The sequence below is a fragment of the Serratia sp. CoH_122_TC_1 genome, assembly GCF_058191755.1.
This window is the reverse complement of sequence record NZ_JBXWLA010000001.1, coordinates 308,018-328,609: the sequence shown is the minus strand read 5'-3', so window position 1 is coordinate 328,609 and position 20,592 is coordinate 308,018. Positions and strand designations below refer to the sequence as shown.

Annotated in this window: 17 protein-coding genes; 10 read left to right on the top strand and 7 right to left on the bottom strand. The window is 51.9% G+C overall.

The window, feature by feature from the left end; genetic code table 11:
- Window positions 1-2: 2 nt before the first annotated feature.
- The 3 genes from AC2FC2_RS01435 (at window position 3) to AC2FC2_RS01425 (ending at window position 1,697) form a co-directional block, all read left to right on the top strand.
- Entirely contained in the window at window positions 3-791 is a 789-nt protein-coding gene (locus AC2FC2_RS01435; protein ID WP_209632384.1) for a molybdopterin-dependent oxidoreductase, read from the top strand.
- Window positions 792-852: 61 nt separating this feature from the next.
- Entirely contained in the window at window positions 853-1,158 is a 306-nt protein-coding gene (locus tag AC2FC2_RS01430) for a pentapeptide MXKDX repeat protein (RefSeq protein WP_209632385.1), read from the top strand.
- A 68-nt stretch (window positions 1,159-1,226) separates the two neighbouring features.
- Complete coding sequence (locus AC2FC2_RS01425; protein ID WP_209632386.1) at window positions 1,227-1,697, top strand: YkgB family protein; 471 nt, start codon at window positions 1,227-1,229, stop codon at window positions 1,695-1,697.
- Window positions 1,698-1,745: 48 nt separating this feature from the next.
- On the opposite strand, the gene AC2FC2_RS01420 is transcribed toward AC2FC2_RS01425, so the two are convergent.
- Window positions 1,746-3,785: a choline transporter gene (locus tag AC2FC2_RS01420; RefSeq protein WP_490658601.1), complete on the bottom strand. Its 2,040-nt coding sequence runs from the start codon at window positions 3,783-3,785 to the stop codon at window positions 1,746-1,748.
- Window positions 3,786-4,199: 414 nt separating this feature from the next.
- Here AC2FC2_RS01420 and betI point away from each other — a divergent pair, with 414 nt between their 5' ends.
- The 3 genes from betI (at window position 4,200) to betA (ending at window position 8,155) form a co-directional block, all read left to right on the top strand.
- Window positions 4,200-4,796 carry a transcriptional regulator BetI gene (betI, locus tag AC2FC2_RS01415; protein ID WP_209632388.1) on the top strand — a complete coding sequence of 199 codons (597 nt, stop codon included), beginning with the start codon at window positions 4,200-4,202 and terminating at the stop codon, window positions 4,794-4,796.
- Window positions 4,797-4,816: 20 nt separating this feature from the next.
- Window positions 4,817-6,289: a betaine-aldehyde dehydrogenase gene (gene betB / locus AC2FC2_RS01410; protein ID WP_490658600.1), complete on the top strand. Its 1,473-nt coding sequence runs from the start codon at window positions 4,817-4,819 to the stop codon at window positions 6,287-6,289.
- Between the two features lie 198 nt (window positions 6,290-6,487).
- The gene (betA, locus tag AC2FC2_RS01405; RefSeq protein ID WP_404760031.1) at window positions 6,488-8,155 is read left to right on the top strand and encodes a choline dehydrogenase; all 1,668 of its coding nucleotides are present in this window, start codon (window positions 6,488-6,490) and stop codon (window positions 8,153-8,155) included.
- A gap of 140 nt (window positions 8,156-8,295) precedes the next feature.
- Here the strand turns inward: betA and AC2FC2_RS01400 are convergent, their stop codons facing one another.
- The 3 genes from AC2FC2_RS01400 to AC2FC2_RS01390 form a co-directional block, all read right to left on the bottom strand.
- On the bottom strand, window positions 8,296-9,918 hold the full coding sequence (locus AC2FC2_RS01400) for an FMN-binding glutamate synthase family protein (RefSeq protein ID WP_404760030.1): 1,623 nt from the start codon (window positions 9,916-9,918) through the stop codon (window positions 8,296-8,298).
- A 170-nt stretch (window positions 9,919-10,088) separates the two neighbouring features.
- The gene (locus AC2FC2_RS01395; protein ID WP_209632392.1) at window positions 10,089-10,679 is read right to left on the bottom strand and encodes a LuxR family transcriptional regulator; all 591 of its coding nucleotides are present in this window, start codon (window positions 10,677-10,679) and stop codon (window positions 10,089-10,091) included.
- Window positions 10,680-10,701: 22 nt separating this feature from the next.
- Window positions 10,702-11,418: an EAL domain-containing protein gene (locus tag AC2FC2_RS01390; RefSeq protein WP_404760029.1), complete on the bottom strand. Its 717-nt coding sequence runs from the start codon at window positions 11,416-11,418 to the stop codon at window positions 10,702-10,704.
- Between the two features lie 516 nt (window positions 11,419-11,934).
- On the opposite strand from AC2FC2_RS01390, the gene AC2FC2_RS01385 reads away from it, so the two are divergent.
- Genes AC2FC2_RS01385 through AC2FC2_RS01370 form a run of 4 tightly spaced genes read left to right on the top strand, consistent with a single transcriptional unit; the run spans window position 11,935 to window position 16,899 of the window.
- The gene (locus AC2FC2_RS01385; RefSeq protein ID WP_209632394.1) at window positions 11,935-12,474 is read left to right on the top strand and encodes a fimbrial protein; all 540 of its coding nucleotides are present in this window, start codon (window positions 11,935-11,937) and stop codon (window positions 12,472-12,474) included.
- Between the two features lie 49 nt (window positions 12,475-12,523).
- On the top strand, window positions 12,524-13,210 hold the full coding sequence (locus tag AC2FC2_RS01380; RefSeq protein ID WP_490658599.1) for a fimbrial biogenesis chaperone: 687 nt from the start codon (window positions 12,524-12,526) through the stop codon (window positions 13,208-13,210).
- A 12-nt stretch (window positions 13,211-13,222) separates the two neighbouring features.
- Complete coding sequence (locus tag AC2FC2_RS01375) at window positions 13,223-15,817, top strand: fimbria/pilus outer membrane usher protein (RefSeq protein WP_490658598.1); 2,595 nt, start codon at window positions 13,223-13,225, stop codon at window positions 15,815-15,817.
- An 8-nt stretch (window positions 15,818-15,825) separates the two neighbouring features.
- Entirely contained in the window at window positions 15,826-16,899 is a 1,074-nt protein-coding gene (locus AC2FC2_RS01370) for a fimbrial protein (RefSeq protein WP_490658597.1), read from the top strand.
- Window positions 16,900-16,982: 83 nt separating this feature from the next.
- On the opposite strand, the gene AC2FC2_RS01365 is transcribed toward AC2FC2_RS01370, so the two are convergent.
- The 3 genes from AC2FC2_RS01365 to AC2FC2_RS01355 all read right to left on the bottom strand — a co-directional run bounded on the left by AC2FC2_RS01365 (window position 16,983) and on the right by AC2FC2_RS01355 (window position 20,525).
- On the bottom strand, window positions 16,983-17,438 hold the full coding sequence (locus tag AC2FC2_RS01365; protein ID WP_490308994.1) for a helix-turn-helix domain-containing protein: 456 nt from the start codon (window positions 17,436-17,438) through the stop codon (window positions 16,983-16,985).
- A 201-nt stretch (window positions 17,439-17,639) separates the two neighbouring features.
- On the bottom strand, window positions 17,640-19,217 hold the full coding sequence (gene mqo, locus AC2FC2_RS01360; RefSeq protein WP_209632399.1) for a malate dehydrogenase (quinone): 1,578 nt from the start codon (window positions 19,215-19,217) through the stop codon (window positions 17,640-17,642).
- Window positions 19,218-19,685: 468 nt separating this feature from the next.
- On the bottom strand, window positions 19,686-20,525 hold the full coding sequence (locus AC2FC2_RS01355) for an NmrA family NAD(P)-binding protein (protein WP_490658596.1): 840 nt from the start codon (window positions 20,523-20,525) through the stop codon (window positions 19,686-19,688).
- Between the last annotated feature and the right edge of the window lie 67 nt (window positions 20,526-20,592).

Below are 20,592 nucleotides of genomic sequence, written 5' to 3'. Positions count from 1 at the left end.
CGATGAAATCGGATAAAAACCCCATTAGCCTGAGTGAAGGGCGGGAGATTGTCAGAGAAGCGCAGCAGTTACTGGCGCGCCAACTGGCGTCTTCCTCACGCCGCCGCTTCCTGCGCAACGGATTGACACTGGGCGGTATTGCGATGCTCACCGGCTGTGACATCAGTGATAACACGCATGTGGAACAGGCGTTGAGTCGTATCTCGCGGTTTAACGATCGGGTACAAGGCTGGCTGTTCAACGCCGACCATTTGGCCCCGGTATATGCTGAGTCGATGATCACCCGTCCGTTTCCGTTCAACGCGTTTTACGCCGAGGAGGAGGCACCGGATATCAAGGGTGACGACTACCGGCTTGAGGTCAGCGGCTTGGTGCTGAATAAACAGCCCTGGACACTGCCGCAATTGCACAGCATGACGCAAATCAGCCAGGTAACGCGCCATATTTGCGTTGAAGGCTGGAGCGCCATCGGCAAGTGGGGTGGGGTGCCGTTCTCGCAATTTCTCCAGGCGATCGGTGCAGACTTGAGCGCCAAATATGTCAGCTTCAAATGTGCCGACGACTATTACACCAGCATTGATATGGCCACGGCGCTGCATCCACAAACCATTATGGCGCTGACCTACGACGGCCAGATCCTGCCGCGTAAATATGGCTACCCGATGAAGCTGCGTATGCCGACCAAACTCGGCTACAAGAATCCGAAACATATTCAGGTGATTGAAGTCACCAATCGTTTCCCCGGTGGTTACTGGGAAGATCAAGGTTACAACTGGTTTGGCGGCAGCTAACGGCTGCCCTGAACACTCCCCCTGCACGACACGTGCTTTTTAAATGAGAGAAGGAAATACCATGAAAAAGTTATTCGCAATGATGATGTGTAGCGCATTGATGTTGGGTGTTGCAGGTGCAAATGCTGCAGACAGCATGAGCAAAGACGCAATGAAAAAGGACAGTATGAGTGCAATGTCCCATGACGGGATGGCCAAAGACAGTATGAAGAAAGACTGTATGGGCAAGGACTGCATGAAAAAAGATTCCATGAGTAAGGATGCGATGAAACATGACGGCATGAAGAAAGACAGTATGAAAAAAGACAGCATGGCCAAAGACGGCATGAAAAAAGATGAAATGAAAAAAGACGCGATGGGGCAGTAAACCGCCGTGCCCCGCAGCCGGACAGCAGGCTGTTTTGGCTCGGCTGCGGGCAGAATAAGGGAGGAACGATGATGCAGGCAATATGGCTGCAGCGCTTTAGGCGCTCAAACTGGGATGTGGCCTTTATGCGGTTGGCGTTGGTGGTGATCTTCGCCGCCTTCGGCTATGCCAAGTGGTTTGACTATGAAGCGCAGGGGCTGGTGCCACTGATTGGCAACAGCCCACTGTTGGCCTGGATGCACGATGTGTTTGGCATTCGCGGTGCCAGTTATGTATTGGGGGTCGCCGAGTGGAGCTTTGGCCTCTTGCTGTTGGCGGGTTTCTGGTCACGACGTTTGGGATTGTTGGGGGCCGCGGGATCGACGCTGACCTACCTGACCACCCTAACGCTGATCTTCTCTACGCCGGGCGCTTGGGAAGCCTCGGCCGGTGGGTTTCCGGCGATGGGCGGTGCCACCGGCTTTCTGCTAAAGGATCTGGTGCTGTTGGCGGGTTCGATACTGTTGCTAAAATCCGATTTGCCTGACGAGATATCGTAAAAAAGGGCGCAGCTTAAAAAACTGCGCCCTTTGGCCGTTTTGAACGGATCACATATCCGGGAAGGTCAGGGTATTGCCCGGAGCCTCGCGGTGGATGTGCACGAAGTTCAGGTGTTTCTCGTACTGATCGAGGATATCGCCGATCACCTGCTCTTTGCTGTAATCCATCAGGTCGTTACCTTGGGTACCTTCCATCAGGAAGGTTTCCAACCGGTAATAATGCGACTTGCCGGAGCGGGCGCGATAGGTAAAGCCCGGCACGGAGTAACGCTGTGGCCAGATCTGATAGATAAAGTTTTGTTCATCTCCCAGATGCACCAGCAGTTCCAGATGGCTCAAGCGCTCATCTTCGGCTGGTGGCACCTCACTGAATTCCACTTTGGCACCGCGCAGTTCCAGTTCACGCGCCACTTCTTTCATCGCCGGTCGGCAGCGGGTATCCAGCATTTTCTGCGTGTATTGAGTGCCAGGGTAATTCATCACCCGCGACAGTCGCTGTTTCCAGTTCAGCACGTCGTTGCTGGATACTGGCATCGGTGCGGAGGTGTTCAGCGCGCTGGCTTTGCGGTAATCCTCTACCCGCAGCGATTTATACAGCCCGGCCATCACGAAGAAGATCACAAAGCTGAACGGCAGGCCCATGATCACCGTGGTTTTTTGCAGTGCTGGTACGCCGTCGGTCATCAGCATGCCGATGGTCAGCAGGCCAATCGTTATAGACCAGAAAATACGCAGCCAGTTGGGCGCATCGCTGTTGATGTCGCTCAGACGCGAGGTGAAATTGCCCAGAACCAGCGAACCGGAGTCTGCCGAGGTGACGTAGAACAGCAAACCGGTAATGGTTGCGACGGAAGCGCTGAAGGTAAAGCCCGGATACTGTGCCAGCAGGCTGTAGAAGCCGCGTTCAGGGTACTGCATCACTTCCTGCGCGAACGCTGCGTTGCCATGAATAATCTGGTAAAGCGCGCTGTTTCCGAAGATCGACAGCCAGAGCAGGGTAAACACGAAAGGAATAATCAACGTACCGAGCACAAACTGGCGGATGGTGCGTCCGCGAGAGATTCGTGCCAGGAACAAGCCGACAAACGGCGCCCAGGCAACCCACCAGGCCCAGAAGAACAGCGTCCAGTTGTTCATCCATTCTACAGGGCGATCGAAGGCGAAGCTGTTGAGCGTCATCCCCATAAAGCGGTTGATGTAGTCGCCGACATTGAGCACCAGGGCATTGAGCAGGAACTCGGTATCACCGAAGAACAACACAAACAGGATCAGCCCCAACGCCAACAGCACATTGAGTTCGGACAAAATACGGATGCCTTTATTGACGCCAGAGGTTACCGAGATGGTGGCCATGATCACCGACAGCAGGATCAATGCACCCTGTACCGTCAGGTTTTCCGGCACGTGGAACAGGACCTTCAACCCGTAGTTCAGCTGTACTACGCCAATGCCAAGCGTTGTGGCGATACCGAAGATGGTACCCAGCACGGCCGCAATGTCTACACTGTGGCCGATCGGTCCGTTGATGCGTTTGCCGAAAATCGGGTAGAGCGCCGAACGGATGGTCAACGGCAGGTTATAGCGGTAACTGAAGTAACCGAGCGCGATGCCCATCAGCGCGTACATCGACCAACCGGTCAGTCCGTAGTGGAACAGCGTCCACACCATGGCCTGGCGGGCGGCTTCCATTGTCTGGCCCTGGCCCTCCGGTGGCATCATATATTGCGTCACAGGTTCGGCAACGGAGAAGAACATCAGGTCGATGCCGATGCCTGCGGCGAACAGCATCGCCGCCCAGCTCATCAGGCTGAATTCGGGTTTCGACTGTTCTGGCCCAAGCTTGATCGAACCGAAGCGCGATGCCGCAATAAACACCACAAATACGATGTACAAGGTGGCGGCCAGCAAGTAGTACCAGCCGAAGGTGGTTGACACCCAATTCAGGGTGCGGGTGATCCATCGCCCGGAGAAATCGGTAAAAAAGATGGTCATCAGTGAGAAGGCCAGTATCAGCCCTGCCGAGGTAAAGAAAACCACAGGGTTAAGCCCATCCTGTTGTGGTTTTGAGGAGGTTTCGCGTGTTGTCATCGTCTTCCTCTGTTTTTTTAACAACTGAGTAAAATCGTGCCCACACACCAGCCTGAACAACACGCAGGTGCCGTCCGGGAAACAGTGCGGATAAAAGCTGCGGCAATCGCTATTTTGCTTGCCAAAGATTGCCGCTTTGCTTGCTAACGGAACAGAAAATCGTTCCGTGCTGGGAACCGCTTACAGACACTGATTTTGGTCAGATTCGTTAAATACCTCACAAAAATCAGCCAGTTCCACAACCGAAAAGTACATTTTTGTAACCAAGCGGTAATAAAATATATTCAATTTTTATTGAACGTTCAATCAAAAAAAAGTTTAATGGTTGGCATGAAGACCACGTTCGGCAGGTGAAAATAGCGTGAAATTTCGCCGCTGAGATGAGGCCGAAGTCGGTTTTGTGAGAGTCGAATTATGCCAAAGGTAGGAATGCAGCCAATCAGAAGGCAGCAGTTGATAGATGCCACGCTGGCCGCGGTAAACGAAGTGGGAATGCATGACGCTACCATCGCGCAAATAGCGCGGCGGGCCGGGGTTTCCAACGGCATCATCAGCCATTATTTCAAGGATAAGAATGGCCTGCTGGAGGCCACCATGCGTTATTTGATTCGCCATTTGGGTGAGGCGGTAAAGCTGCGGTTGCAGGCGTTGAGCGATCACGCTCCGGCGTCACGGCTGCAGGCAATCGTCGCCGGTAATTTTGACGACAGCCAAATCAACAGTGCGGCGATGAAAACCTGGTTGGCCTTTTGGGCGAGCAGTCTGCACCAGCCGCAACTTAACCGGCTGCAACAGGTAAATGGCCGCCGTCTGTATTCCAACCTGTGTGCTGAATTTAGCCGTGTATTGCCGAAGGCAGAGGCACGATTGGCAGCGAAAGGGCTGGCGGCGTTGATCGACGGCCTGTGGCTACGCAGCGCATTGCGTGGGGCTGCGTTCAATCAGACACAGGCGATCGCACTCACGACCGATTACATTACGTTCCAACTCAGGGGGCACACGCCACCTTGAGGACAACCTAAGGAGAACCTATGTCCCGTTTTGGCTTACAGAAGCTCTATATTAATGGTGCCTATGTAGACAGTACCGATGGAAAAACTTTCAACGCGGTGAACCCGGCGAATGGTGAAGTGCTTGCCGAGATCCAGTCCGCCAGCGTTGAAGACGTCAACCGTGCGGTGGCCAGTGCAGCCAGCGGACAGAAGGTATGGGCGGCGATGACGGCGATGGCTCGTTCTCGTATCTTGCGCCGTGCGGTGGACATTCTGCGTGAACGCAACAACGAGCTGGCCGCGCTGGAAACCTTGGATACCGGCAAGGCCATGTCAGAAACCACGGCGGTGGATATCGTCACCGGCGCCGACGTGTTGGAGTATTACGCGGGGCTGATCCCGGCGATCGAAGGCCAGCAGATCCCGCTGCGCGAGAGTGCTTTTGTGTATACCCGTCGTGAACCGCTGGGCGTGGTTGCCGGTATCGGCGCATGGAACTACCCGATCCAGATCGCCTTGTGGAAGTCTGCGCCAGCCCTGGCGGCAGGCAATGCGATGATCTTCAAACCGAGTGAAGTGACCTCGCTGACGGCGTTGAAACTGGCGGAGATCTACACTGAAGCCGGTTTACCTGACGGTGTATTCAACGTGCTCACCGGCAGCGGCGCAGACGTCGGCCAGTACCTGACCGATCACCCGGGTATCGCTAAGGTGTCGTTCACCGGTGGGGTGAAAACCGGTAAAAAAGTGATGGCCAACGCGTCAAGTTCAACGTTGAAAGAAGTCACTATGGAACTGGGGGGCAAATCACCGCTGATCATCTTTGATGATGCCGATCTGGACCGTGCGGCTGATATCGCCATGATGGCCAACTTCTACAGTTCCGGTCAGGTCTGCACCAACGGTACGCGCGTATTTGTGCCGGCAGCGCTGCAGGTACAGTTTGAAGCCAAAATCCTCGAGCGCGTAAAACGCATTCGTCTGGGTGACCCAACTGATCCACAAACCAACTTTGGCCCATTGGTCAGTTTCGCGCATATGGAATCCGTGCTGCGTTATATAGAAAGCGGCAAGAACAGCGGCGCACGCCTGTTGTGTGGCGGTGAGCGTGTGACTGACGGTGATTTCGCCAAAGGGGCTTATGTGGCGCCGACGGTATTTACCGACTGCAGTGACGAAATGGACATCGTGCGTGAAGAGATCTTCGGGCCGGTAATGAGCATTCTTAGCTATCACAGCGAAGAAGAAGTGGTGCGCCGCGCCAATGACACGACTTTCGGCTTGGCAGCAGGTCTTGTGACGAATGATCTCACCCGCGCCCACCGGGTGATCCACCAATTGGAAGCCGGTATCTGTTGGATTAACACCTGGGGCGAATCGGCGGCTGAAATGCCCGTCGGCGGTTATAAGCAATCTGGCGTCGGCCGTGAAAATGGCCTGACAACGCTGGAGCACTACACCCAAATCAAGTCCATTCAGGTAGAGCTTGGCGAGTATACCTCCATATTTTAAGTATCCCATCATCGATTAAATGCTTGTTTGGGAATCCCTAAGCTATTAATCATAAAAATATATACCCAATGGATTTCAAGTCACAGCTAGGCGGCAAGTGCGAGAGTCCCCAGGAGCTTACTTAAGTAAGTGACTGGGGGGAGCGCATGCAGCCAACAACGCTGTGGCTTGAAAGACGAAGGGTATAAGGAGATATCGATGGAATTCGATTACATCATCATCGGTGCCGGCTCGGCCGGTAACGTATTAGCCACCCGTTTAACCGAAGACGCCGACGTCAGTGTGCTGCTGTTGGAAGCCGGTGGTCCGGATTATCGGATGGATTTTCGTACCCAGATGCCGGCCGCTCTGGCATTCCCGCTGCAGGGCCGTCGCTACAACTGGGCGTATGAAACTGACCCTGAGCCACACATGAACAATCGCCGCATGGAGTGTGGCCGTGGCAAGGGGTTGGGGGGGTCGTCACTGATTAACGGCATGTGCTACATCCGCGGCAACGCCATGGATTTTGATAATTGGGCGAAGGCACCGGGTCTGGAAGACTGGACTTATTTAGACTGCTTGCCCTATTTCCGCAAGGCGGAAACCCGCGATATTGGACCCAATGATTTTCACGGCGGCGATGGCCCGGTGAGTGTCACGACACCGAAAGCCGGTAACAACGCGTTGTTCCACGCGATGGTGGAAGCCGGTGTCCAGGCGGGTTATCCACGTACCGACGATCTGAACGGTTTTCAGCAAGAAGGTTTTGGGCCGATGGACCGCACCGTCACGCCGAAAGGGCGTCGTGCCAGTACCGCCCGGGGCTATCTGGATCAGGCGCGCTCCCGTCCTAATCTGAAGATTGTGACCCACGCGTTGACCGACCGCATTCGTTTCGAAGGCAAGCGTGCCGTGGGCGTTGATTATTTGCAGGGCGAGAGCAACTCTCTCACCCGCGCGCGCGCGCGTCGAGAAGTGCTGCTGTGCGCAGGTGCAATAGCTTCGCCGCAGATTTTACAGCGTTCCGGCGTTGGTCCTGCGTCATTACTGAACCGTCTGGACATTGATCTGGTGCACGATCTGCCCGGCGTGGGTGAGAACTTGCAGGATCATCTGGAAATGTACCTGCAATACGCCTGCAAAAAACCGGTGTCGTTGTACCCGGCGCTACAGTGGTTTAACCAACCGAAAATTGGCGCGGAATGGCTGTTTAACGGCACCGGCATTGGCGCCAGCAACCAATTTGAAGCGGGTGGCTTTATCCGCAGCCGCGAAGAGTTTGCCTGGCCAAACATTCAGTACCATTTCTTGCCGGTAGCGATTAACTACAACGGCAGCAACGCGGTGAAAGAGCACGGTTTCCAGGCGCATGTGGGTTCTATGCGTTCTCCAAGCCGTGGCCGTGTGCAGGTGAAATCAAAAGATCCGCGCCAGCATCCGAGCATCTTGTTTAACTATATGGCGACAGAGCAGGACTGGCAGGAATTCCGAGACGCTATTCGCATCACGCGCGAAATCATGGCGCAGCCGGCACTGGATGAATACCGTGGCCGTGAAATCAGCCCAGGCCCGGAAGTCCAGACCGACGAACAGTTGGACGCCTTTGTACGCGAGCATGCTGAGACCGCTTTCCATCCTTCCTGCTCCTGTAAAATGGGTGAGGACGAGATGGCGGTGGTGGATGGGCAAGGACGGGTGCACGGTATGGAAGGCCTGCGGGTTGTTGATGCGTCAATTATGCCGCTGATCATTACCGGCAACCTGAATGCCACCACCATCATGATTGCTGAGAAAATTGCCGATCGTATCCGCCAGCGTACGCCGCTGCCACGAAGTACTGCCGAGTATTACGTGGCTGGCGATGCTCCGGCACGCAAACTGTAACCCAACATGTCCTCTCGCCGCTGAAGGGAAGGGCTGCTGTAGCAAGCAACCCCCTCTCCAAAGTTCTTCCCCGAGGCGGGGGGCACTTCATCTCTGTCATTCTTCTCGCTGCACCTTGAAACTGCGACGTCTAAATCGGCTTAAGCCGGCAGGGCGATCGCCTGATCGAAACTGTTTGGTGTCGCCATGCGCCACATGCGCGCATAGAAATCACTTTCTATTTCTTTCTGCAGCAGTGCACCGGGTTCCAGGTAATAATAGATGTCGGCATAAACCTTGATTTCAGTTGAGGTAATGCGGCGTAGCATATGATGAGAAGTGAGCTGTTCCGGTCGACTGACCCCGGCAGCGGCCAGCATTTCTGCCAGTGCTTTCACGGTATTCTGGTGGAAATGATAAACGCGCTCTGCTTTGTTGGGCACCACCAAGGCTTTCTGCCGCAGTGGATCTTGGGTAGCAACGCCGGTTGGGCAATGGTTGGTGTGGCAACTCTGAGATTGAATACAGCCGACAGCGAACATAAAGCCGCGTGCTGAATTCACCCAATCGGCACCTAATACCAATACGCTGGCGATATCAAAGGCGCTGATGATTTTACCGCTGGCACCAATCTTGATGTGGTCACGTAATCCGCAGCCTACCAGGGTATTGTGCACGAACAATAACCCCTCACGTAACGGCATCCCCATGTAGTTGGATAACTCGAGCGGCGCAGCGCCGGTCCCGCCTTCTTTGCCATCCACCACGATAAAGTCCGGCAATATTTGGGTTTGCAGCATTGCTTTGGCGATGGCGACAAATTCCCACGGGTGACCGATGCACAGTTTAAAGCCCACGGGTTTGCCCCCAGACAATTCACGTAACTGCTGAATGAAGTGCATCATTTCCACGGGCGTGGTGAAGGCGCTGTGTGAGGCTGGCGAAATGCAGTCCACCCCTTCAGGTACCCCACGCGTTGCCGCAATTTCCGCATCCACTTTTTTAGCCGGCAGAATACCGCCATGACCGGGTTTCGCCCCTTGGCTCAGTTTGATTTCAATCATTTTCACCTGTGGGGTTTTAGCCTGCTCGGCAAAGCGCTGCGGATCAAAATGGCCGTCTGCGGTGCGGCAGCCGAAATAGCCACTGCCCAGCTCCCACACCAGATCGCCACCGTTTTCACGGTGATAGCGGCTGATGCTGCCTTCACCGGTGTCATGATAGAAATCTCCTTTTGCCGCCCCCAGATTGAGCGCACGAATCGCGTTGGCCGACAGTGCGCCGAAACTCATGGCCGAGATATTAAAAATTGAGGCGGAGTAAGGCTGGCTGCAATCCGGGCCGCCTATTGCGACACGGAAACTGGTTGGATCGGATACGGCAACCGGCCGCATGGAGTGGCCAATACATTCGTAGCCGGTTTGATAAACGTCTAACTGGGTCCCAAAGGGTTTGTCGCCCATCTCATTTTTGGCACGACGGTAGACCAGCGTGCGCTGGGTGCGTGAGAACGGGATCTGCGCGTTATCTTCTTCCAGCAGGTACTGGCGTATTTCCGGACGGATAAATTCGAAGAAAAAGCGTAAACGGCCGATGATGGGGTAGTTACGGCAGATGGCATGGCGTTGCTGGGTGAGGTCGTAAACCCCCAGTACACTCAGTGCGCCAAAAATGATTGCCGGCAGCCAAAACCAGGGCTGGTGGGGCAATAGCGTCAATGACGCCAGCGTCAGCAAGAGGCTTAAGACAAAGCAGGTATAACGGCTGAATAACGATGACTTCATAACATCTCCTGATGTTTTTTTAATCCAGACGACATGACTCTCGGGATAATCCCGTGAGTGAATCGTAACCAATAGGCAGGAGTGTTATGTGGCTGTTGCTGCTTTGTCGTTCGTTGTTACATAAATTTAACGAGGGGCGTTACTCAGGCCGCCGGAGGGCGGCCTGGCAATCACTTGTTGGCGACAAAAATCGTGCTCATGCTACGTAACCGCAGCTTTTTCATCGCGCTGTATTTCTGCGAAAAAATCGTTTTGGGGTGAGTACCGCGCTTTTGGGCAATATGCAGTAGGCTGTCACCGCGCAGTAAATTGAAGATGACGTCACTTTCTGCCGGGCTAAGCTCCCGGGTTTTCTGCATTTTTATCCCGCCAGGTTCTTTGCTTTCCAACAGGTTTTGTATTTTTTCCTGCAGCGAATAAAGTGGAATACGCGTAGAGACCAATTCAACGGAAATCCCCAGGATCGACAACAGCTTTACTACGCGCTCATCATCATAAAAAACCAGCAGCCGCGTTTTAGAATTGTATTGCTGATGGAGAGATACAAGGCTTTCGATGACGTTGACGCTTTGTTCCAGATTTTGTGAGGTGAAGATCAGCGCGATATCGTGCTTAATTATTTTCTCCGCCTTAGCGCCACCATGCATAAAATCTGAAAACAGCCTGATATCGTACTTGCCGTAATGTTTTTTCAGTAACACCGAAAGGCCGACATAGCTGTACTTACACTCACTAATAACAAGGACATTGTTTTTAGACATAATGGAGAACACCCATAATGAGTTAAAAGTATTCAGCTGTAAGAAGCGAGTTCAAATCCTTGATGTCGGATTCCTTCCACAGCTTTCCCTGCAGTGCGTAATATGGCATTTCGTCCAGCCATTTTTTATGTTCGGGAGTTTCTACTCCTTCGATAATTACCTTGTAATGATTAAGGTAAAAAAAGCGCAATAAAGCGCGCATTAAACCCTCGCCACCGGACTTCTTCATAAAGTCCCATAATAAAAAGCGGTCGAGTTTAACGAAGCGGAACTGACTGTTATACAACGCGGAAAACCCCGCATAGCCTGAACCAAAATCATCGAGCCAAAATGAATAGCTCTTCAGTGAAGGATCGCCATGAACACGGTCTTTTACTAACCGAGTCGAGTTTTCACTGATTTCGAAATGAATACATCGGGTGGCGCTAATTCTTTCTGCAAAATGGCTATTGGCCAGAGAACGAAGAGAATGGTCGTCTACATTTAGTGTTGCGATAACCTGGTTTTCGCGAAACCAGTGGTTATATTTTTCTATCAGACTGACCTGATCCAACAAAATCTCAATTCGCGTGGCGCTATCAGCTGTACGAAAGAACTGTTCAGGAGAGAAATGGGCATATTCACTATTAAAAGTGAATCTTGATAGACACTCAACGGCCAGCAATTGTCCCGATTTTGCGAACATAGGCTGGAAAACATAATTAATTCCGTTATTTTTCTCTCTAAAAGAACCGCGCATTCCTCAATCCCTTGATTGATGTATAACTGTTTGTTTTTTAAAACATAATTTAATGAAATTTGGCTGTTTATGGGTAAATGTCTTATTTAAAGCAGCCAAGATGTGCAATGCCGCTTACAGACCATCAAAGGGGCTTTTTGTCGCGAATTCTAAAGCGCTCAAAAGGTAACAAAATGTAAATATACGGAATAATGTACTGATAATTAGGTCTTAAGACAAAATGTCCGACTGCATGGCTTTCCAAAACACAGATTATTCCTATTCGATTGAATCGTCAACATCGATCGATAGGTATTTGTTGATAGTTTATTCCTATCAAGAGGGGGGTTATGAATGTTTTAAACGATTTAACAATAAGAATGCCGTTGGTCTATATTTCGTCCGGCAATGGGTTCATCGAGGCAACACTCCTTTTAAGCAAGGAGTGCTATCGCTGAGTGTATGCTCAGTGCCGGGGATTAATATATTCGTCTGTCACTGAATCGATTATTTTATTGTTTTTCTATGGAGCTGGAAATGAAAAAAGTATTATTGCCTTTGGCTGCGCTGGTATTGTCCGTAACTGCTTCTAACGCAATGGCTGCAAATGGCACTGTTAAATTCACCGGTGAAATCAAACAGTCTACCTGCCAGGTAACTAGCGATACTCAAAATAAAGAAGTTTATTTGGGTACTTATCCTACTTCTGCATTCCAAAATGTTGGCGATAAGTCTGCATCTAAAGCTTTCCAGATCTCCCTGGAAAAATGTGATGCTGGCGACTACAGCCTGCGTTTTGATGGCAACACCGTTGCTGGCAACCCTGACCTGCTGTCTGTAAGCAACGTTGGCGGCACTGGCACAGCAGCTACCGGTGTTGGTATCGAAATTACCGACAACAACGGCAAACCTTTCGCTATCGGCGATGGTAGCAACATCAAAGACGACGTAGCTAAAGTGAGCGTTGATGCTGCCGGTACCGCGACCTTCAACCTGCAGGCTCGCTACCGTTCATTCGCTGGTGTGACCGCTGGTCTGGCAAATGCCACCAGCCCGTTCACCATCGAATACAAATAATTGATCTTTTAGGACACAAACGGCCAAGGATGGCCCGTAGAGGAAACCGATGAAAAAGTTCTTTGCTGCTCTGCTGATGCTGGGCACTTTTAGCAGCTACGCCGGGATCCAGGTAGATGCCACCCGGGTAATCTATAAAGGCTCAGATAAATCAGCCTCGCTGCCGATTCATAATGATGCTGCTGAAGCTTATATGGTGCAAACCTGGTTGGATACCGGTGACAGAAATCAGGTGCCGAAAAATCTGCCGATTGTAGTGGTTCCACCGATCCTGAAATTGGATGCGACAAAGACCGCTATTTTACGATTTATTTATTCCGGTACTGGTCTTCCACAAGATAAAGAAACTCTGCTGTGGATTAACGTGCAGGAAATACCACCCGCACCGAAGCAGGAGAATGTGCTTCAGGTTGCAGTGCGTACCCGAATTAAACTTTTTTATCGACCGGTGACGTTGAAAACGACGCTGGACGAGCAAGTGCAAAAATTACGCTGGCAGCGTGAAGGTTCACGTTTGCAGGTGATTAACGATGGCCCTCTGCATATTACCTTTGGGGCGCTGCATTTGAAAAATAGCGCGGGTAAGACCGTAGATGTCGATGCCAACATGGTGAATCCAGGCGAGCGCCTTGCGATCAACATCCCAGCAAGCGTCAGCGTGAGTAACAAAATTTCGTTCAGTTATATCAATGATTTTGGCGGTAGAACGGAAGTCAAGGACGTTCCAGTACAATAAGAGAGACAGGGAATGGCACATCAACGAAAAGTAGCATGCGGAACGACACGGCTGACACAGTTGATCCGGATTGCAATCATTGCCGCCGCCGCGCCGATTTTATGGAGTGAAGCAGCGCTGGCAGAATTTAACATGTCGTTTGTACACGGCAATGAAAACTTGAGTAACGCCGAAGCCGTGGCTCAGGGTGATGCGTTGCAACCTGGCGTCTATCCATTTGATATCTACGTCAACTTGACCCAGGTCGATCATAAAGATGTTACTTTTCGTCAGGTAAAAGGGCAGGCGGCATCTCAGCCTTGCCTTAAAGTTGAAGATCTGTTGAATTACGGTATTAAACTGCCGGAAACCCTGCCGGCAGGCAGCTGTGTCGATTTACCTGCTGTGATTAAAGACGCCGCTGTCAGCTATGACGCAGCAGTGCAGCAAATTAATATTTCTGTACCACAGACCATGATGGATTTGAGCGCTGTAGGTGCAATCCCATCAAGCATGTACGATGAAGGCATTAATGCCCTGTTCGCCAACTATACCTTCAATTACAACAAGAACAGTTATCGTCGCGATGATGCGGATGACAGCGAATATACTTTCCTGTCGCTGAACAGTGGCCTCAACGTGGGAAGATGGCGCTTGCGCAATAACTCCACGCTGGATAAGCAAAGCGGCAGCAGTGCAAACTGGACTAACCTCTCATCTTGGGCGGAAACTGACATTGCGCCATGGCGCAGCCGTTTGATCATGGGTCAGGCCAGTACCAACAACAACGTATTTAACAGTTTCCAGTTCCGTGGTGTTCAGCTTTCCAGCGTAGACGACATGCTGCCTGACAGCTTGCGCGGCTATGCACCTGTGGTTCGTGGCATCGCGGCAACCAATGCCCGGGTAGAGATCCGCCAGAACGGTTACATTATTTACAGCACTAACGTGGCGCCGGGTCCTTTTGAGATCCATGATGTTTACCCACATACCAACAACGGCGACCTGATTGTCACCGTTAATGAAGCCGATGGTTCCCATAAAACCTTCAGCGTAGCCTATTCATCCGTGGCAAATATGCTGCGTGAAGGCATTTGGAACTTCCAACTGACAGCCGGTAAATATCACAATGGCAATGGCGGTTATCAGCCTAATCTGATCCAGGGTACGCTGGCGCGTGGCATGAACTATGGCCTGACGCCTTTTGGTGGGGTGGTTATGGCTGAGCACTATCGCTCCGCGGCTTTGGGTGTAGGTAAAAGCCTGGGGTCATGGGGGGCAGTGTCGGTTGACGGTTCTATTTCAGATACTGAACTGGCTAATGGCGATCGTAAACAAGGCCAGAGCTTCCGTTTCCTGTATTCCAAATCGCTTAACCAGATGGGAACCAACTTCCAACTGGCGGGCTATCGCTATGCTACTTCGGGCTATTACGATCTCAGCGACGCAGTCGAAGAGCGTAATCGCTGGCGCAATGGTGTTTACGCGAATGATTACTGGGATCCGAATGATTTGCAGCCGGGCCAGCCATCCTGGAGCAATAACCAGAAGCGTACGCGTTACACCGCTCGCTATGGTAACAAACGCGAACGCGTTGAATTGTCGCTCAGCCAGCAATTGTGGGCAGGTGCCAATTTATATGCCAACGTTAGCCATCAGAACTATTGGGGCGTTTCCGGTAACGATCGTACCATTCAGGTGGGCTATAACGATGGTTACAAGCGTATTTCCTACGGTGTTTATCTGCAAGATACCCGTGGCCAATATGGTTATTCCGATCGCAGCGTAAACTTCACCGTTTCGGTACCGCTGGATTGGGGTCAGAACAATAATTCGACCACTGCCAACTTCAGTGCAGCACACAGTAAACAGAGTGGGGACAGCTATTCCACCGGTATCAGTGGAACCATGCTGGACGATCGTCGTATGAACTACTCGGTGTCTACTGGGCATACGCAGTCTTCGGGCCAGAACAGCAACCTGAATGTGGGTTACAGCAGCAGCATCGGTAACATCGACGGTAGTTACGCGTATAGCAATAACTACCGCCAGGCTGGGCTTGGCCTGTCCGGTGGCCTGTTGGTGCACTCGGGTGGTGCCACCTTAACGCAGCCGTTGCAGAACACAATTTTGCTGGTGGAAGCCAAAGACGCTAAAGGTGTGCGCCTGGAAAACCAACCGGGTGTGACGATCGACCGCTTTGGTTATGCAGTGGTGCCATCGGCTAACCCGTATCGCTACAACTATGTTGCTTTGCGTACCGAGGACTTCGGGCCAGGGCTGGATGTACCTATAGCCAGTAAGCAAGTGGTTCCGACAGAAAAATCAGTGGTGAAAGTCACCTTCGATACCTTCAAAGGTGTCAGCCTGTTGATTCATGCCCGCCTCGGGAACGATAACTTCCCCGCGATTGGCGCCAGCGTGTTCAACGAAGATGGTCGCAACAGCGGCACTGTGGGCCTCAATGGCGACACCTATGTTTCCGGTGTAAAACCGGGTGAAAAACTGACGATTAAATGGGGCCCGAAAGCCGATCAGCAGTGCATACTGCCAATCCCGGCCAGCGTGGGTAACCAACAAGCGGGTATGGGATATCAGGAACTGACCCTGCAATGCCAAAAACTCTAAGGTGCACCATGAAATTTAATACATTTGGACGTAAAACACTTTTGTCACTAGTGGCGCTGACGGGGTTGATGGCGGCACAGCAGGCGGCGGCAATGCAGTGCCGCTTCGGTAACTCGACCAGTTCGGCCAACCCAACCGGCACCGTAACCCAGGATATCGACGTTGGACGGCCTATCGTGCTGGCCGCCAGCGACTTTGTTGCGGGTAATTTGATATGGCGTTCGCAGAACTTTACCTCCACCTTTACTTGCTGGGATACCGATAATTATCCGAGGGGGGAGAACGCCTATATCTATTGGAACCCGCAGAACTCGTTCGGTGCTCTGGACAAATCACTGTCTATCGGCGTGTCGATCAACGGTGTTGATTATGATTCGATTAACCTCAAGCAGAGTTCCAATAGCCCGACGGGGCCGAATTTAGGTCCGGGTACCAAACCGGGTAGCAACAGAAGGAAGGCTGACCCTCAAGCGGTCACTGCCACCTATTCGGTCTACATCAAAGCCACCGGGGTGAAACCGCCAGCGGGCAATTTCCCGGCATTGGGACGTGCTTCGTTGTTCCAGATTGATGGTGTGCTCGGTCTGAATGCCACCAAAGACAGCAACTTTAACGCCTATATAAAAGGGCTGGACAAGATCCGCGTGATTCAGTGTAACCCGCAGATCAGCGTGCTGGCGAATAATGGCGCCAGCGTTGATTTTGGTGTGTTGAGCACCACCAGCGCAAAAACGGGGACGGTTGCTAAGCAGGTCCCGTTTGATATCAAAGCGACGTTGTCGGGCGGTGAGTGCGCAGGGCAATCATTACAGGCAAGTTTTAGCAGCACCAATTCGGATCCTTCAGATAACACGCAGATTTTGCCTACAACCAAACCAGGTGTAGCCATCTTCTTGACCCAGCAGCGTGATACTAATAAGAAGCCGATCCCATTACAGACCAACGTAGACTTTGGTGGTGTATTACAGGATAAGCAGAACGAAGTGTCTGAAACCTTTATCGCTAACCTGAAATGGCTGACGAATACGCCGACTCCAGGGGTATTCAACGCGACAGCTAACGTAGACGTCACCTTCAAGTAATAGCGTGCAGTAAAAATGCCGCCCCTTTTAAAACACCAGCACGGTGCTTAAAAGGGGCGGCATTTTGCTATTCTGTGGGGGCTTTATTGCCCCATCCAGTTGCCACATTTACCTTCCAGACATTTCCCCGCATACCACAGATGTACGCCCGGTGACTCATGGCGATGCCCGTTCAGGGGTTCTATGGGCTGTGGAGACATCTCTGCGACATCCCAGCGGGTAGTGCGGCGATACACCGCCGGTGTTTTGCCAAACTGTTTTTTAAACGCGCGCGAAAAAGAAGGCTGGGAATCGAAATGATATTGCAGGGCGATGTCGAGAATGGGGCGAGGGCTTGAACGCAGCGCCTGCGCGGCCTGCGACAGACGCCGCTCGCGGATATAGCTGCCCAGCGCATGCCCGGTGGTGGTGCGGAACATCCTTTGTAAGTGCCACTTGGAGTAGCCTGACTTGGCCGCCACGTTGTCTAACAGCAGTGGCTGATCAAGATGAGTTTCAATCCAGTCCAGCAAATCATGAATGATATTAACGCGATCCATTGTTTAAGTTCTCCCGCGGGTACGACATTCAGGTCACAGTAGGTAATGGTAATTATCCAAGTTAGTTCTTTGATAATAGGCTGCGTAACCGGGTTACGCAAGTGTTAACTGGGGTGTAAAAGGTAGCGAAAAGTGCTCTTGCTGTGGCGGGAAATAAAAAAGGCCGCACGAGGCGGCCTTGAGAGAAGGGGGAAACGGGTATCAGTTTGTTTCCGGCTTCACTTCGATATAGTCCAACTGCAACACGCTGCTGGTGTAGCCGCGGATCTTGTTCGTCATTTCAATATCCCCATTCAGCTTGTGGCCGTAAGACGGGATAATTTCTTTCAGTTTGCTCTGCCATTCTGGCGTCGCCACTTTGTCTTTGAAGACTTTTTCCATCATGTGCAACATGATTGGTGCAGCGGTGGAAGCACCCGGTGATGCGCCCAACAGAGCGGCAATGCTGCCGTCCTCAGAACTGACCACTTCGGTACCGAACTGCAGCAAGCCGCCTTTTTCATCATCTTTCTTGATGATCTGCACACGTTGGCCGGCAGTCCACAGTTTCCAGTCGGCCTGTTTGGCTTCAGGGAAGTACTCTTTCAGCGCTGCGAAACGGTCGTCGTCGTTCATCATCAACTGACCAACCAGGTATTTCACCAGGTCGAAGTTATCCAGCCCGACGTGGGTCATCGGCATCAGGTTGGACGTGCTCAGGGAATGCAGCAGATCGAACAGCGAACCGTTTTTCAGGAACTTGCCGGAGAACGTAGCGAACGGGCCAAACAGCAAGACACGCTTGCCATCCAGCATGCGGGTATCCAGGTGTGGAACCGACATCGGTGGTGAACCTACGCTGGCCAGGCCATAAACCTTGGCCAGGTGTTGGTTAGCGATGTCCGGGTTAGTGGTCACCAGGAACTGACCGCCGACCGGGAAAGCACCATAGCCGTCTGCTTCAGGAATGCCGGTTTTTTGCAGAAGGGTCAGGGACGCACCGCCTGCGCCGATAAACACGAACTTGGCATTCACGGTGGTTTCTTTACCGTCACGGTTCAGATCGGCCACGGTCACGCGCCAGGTGTTGTCGGCGTTGCGCTTAATGTCGCGGACTTCATGGCTCAGGTTCAGCTTGAAGTTTGGATTTTTGGTCAGCGTATCCACCAGTTGATGGGTGATCACGCCAAAGTTCACGTCGGTGCCCAGCGGCATACGGGTCGCAGCAATTTTTTGCTTCGGATCGCGACCGTCCATCACCAGTGGGGCCCACTGTTTAATTTGGTTGGCGTCTTCTGAGTACTCCATACCACGGAACAGGGTGCTGTGTTGCAGCGCTGCATAGCGTTTGCGCAGGAAGTTGACGTTATCGTCACCCCAAACAAAGCTCATATGTGGCACGCTGTTAATAAAAGATTTTGGATCTTTCAGGACATTATTTTTCACCTGATAAGACCAGAATTGACGAGAGATTTCAAAAGACTCGTTTACCACCACGGCTTTGCTGATATCAATGGTGCCGTCTTTTTTCTCTGGGGTGTAGTTCATTTCAGCGAAGGCTGAATGGCCTGTCCCGGCGTTATTCCAACCGTTGGAGCTTTCTTCTGCCACACCGTTCATGCGTTCGTACATGTCGATGGACCAGTTTGGTTCCAGCTCATGCAGGTAAGTCCCCAGCGTGGCGCTCATGATGCCGCCACCGATCAGTACCACATCAACGGTCTTATTCTCTTCTGCTGCGGCCTGTTGCGTAACGCCAAACAGGTTCAGACAGAAAATCAGGACGAGTAATTTTCTCATTAAATTAAATCTCTTGTGTGTAAATTCTACTCATTGCAGGTGAAAGAATTTATCGGGAGCTACCCTGGAAATAAGTAAAACTAACCCGCCCGGCAAAGCCGAGTCGCAGTGATAATGTCTTTTTGTTAATCGTTTTTTTTAACGAAAAGTGGATTATTACAGGCTGTCTGGGGACAGGTTGTTCAACTCTGGTTACTGAGGGGATATTATTGTTTGCAATATTGTTAAAAACTACTTTTGTAATTAAAAAAAGCGGATTAAAGGCAGGAATAATTCATTTGGTATTTTTATTTAAATATAACCGCTATATTTGCAGGGTTTAATTGTCGCTGATTTAAACGATATTTCGTTATCATCGCATATCGATGGAATACCCGCGATATATTTGCAGTTATACCGGATTGGGGGGGCGCATGAATTAATCGGGGCGAATATATTCGCCCCCTGCGGCTGCCTGGGTGATGAATGTTAACGCGGTTGCCAAACGCCGCTGGCAGCCGTGTCGGCGATGTAGGCGCTAAAATCACGCGGCGCACGCCCCAGACTGCGCTGAATGCCGTCGGTCACTGAAGCGTTGCGCCCGTCCAGTACGGTGCTAAATAGATATTCCAACAGTGCGATCATTTCCGCCGGTAGTTGCGCTTCCCGCAGGTAGCCGACGTAATCGGCGACAGGCACCTGCTGGTAGTGGATCTCGCGTCCGCTGGCAAGGGCGATTTCGCCAACCGCTTGCGCAAAGGTCATCAAACGCGGACCGCTCAGTTCATACAACGTATTGCTGTGGCCAGGCTGGGTGAGGGCCGTGACCGCAGCGTCGGCAATATCTTCTGCATCAATAAAAGGTTCGGGGATCTCACCCGGCGGCAAGTAAACCTGGCCATTTAGCAGATCGTCGAGGATAAAACTCTCGCTGAAATTTTGCATAAACCAACTGGCACGCAACACCGTCCAATCTGCACCGCTGTTTTTAACCACGTCCTCCGCTTGGCGAGCCTCGTCTTCACCCCGGCCACTGAGCAGTACAATTTTTTGCACGCCACGATTTACTGCCTGTTGGCAAAAGTGCTCCAGGGTATCGATGGCGCCCGGCACGGCGAGATCGGGTTGGAAACTGAGGTACAGCTTTTTGACACCTTGTAAGGCCGTGTGCCAGGTGGTGCTATTTTGCCAGTCGAAAGGAATGGCTGCACGACGATGCCCTGCGCGTACGGGTATCTCCAGCTGTTGTAACCGTGCTGCTACGCGGCTGCCAGTTTTACCGGTCGCGCCTAAAACCAGAATGGGTGACCCGTTTTGGTTGGTGTTCATGGTGCTGCTCCAAATGTGAGTGTTACTCATGTTTTGTAAATATGATAAACCCTCGTATTATTGTCAA